The sequence below is a fragment of the Priestia sp. SIMBA_032 genome, from assembly GCF_046535215.1.
Lineage (GTDB): Bacteria > Bacillota > Bacilli > Bacillales > Bacillaceae_H > Priestia > Priestia aryabhattai.
In genome coordinates this window covers 1-411 of record NZ_JAWRXD010000173.1, presented here as the reverse complement: position 1 = coordinate 411, position 411 = coordinate 1, and the positions used below count along the sequence as shown (strand labels likewise).

The 411-nt window shown below is 29.7% G+C and carries 1 protein-coding gene; it reads right to left on the bottom strand.

Going from position 1 to position 411, the window contains the following annotated elements; genetic code table 11:
* The coding region (locus SB717_RS33875) for a hypothetical protein (RefSeq protein ID WP_410907188.1) at positions 1 to 411 on the bottom strand (411 nt) is incomplete at both ends.

The window sequence follows — 411 nt, the reverse complement described above, 5'->3', positions numbered from 1 at the left end:
ATGCAGAAGTACATAAAATAATTTTCATATCTATAATTTGGATTAGCTAATGTTTGCAGTGTAGGCAAGTTTTGCTGGTATGATGCTGTATTATGTGCAATCCTATTTCGGTGATTGTATAAAGCTTCATACTTGTCTTGTAAAACATTCACAAATAAGCTTGTATTCCCTTTTGCATCTTTTTCTATAACATGTTCGAATTTGATTAGGCTTCTGATATTTTTTGAAAAATCATTATAGCTTCCTTGGGCCCAAATGGAAAGATTCGTGTCTTTAAATCCTGATTTGACATAATCAATACTTTCATTAAGAATGCCCTTAGCATCAATTTCTTTCTTAATATCAAACTTAGGATTGTACTTCAGTATTTGATTTACTAATCGTTTATATATTTTGTTTTTATCGGAATAG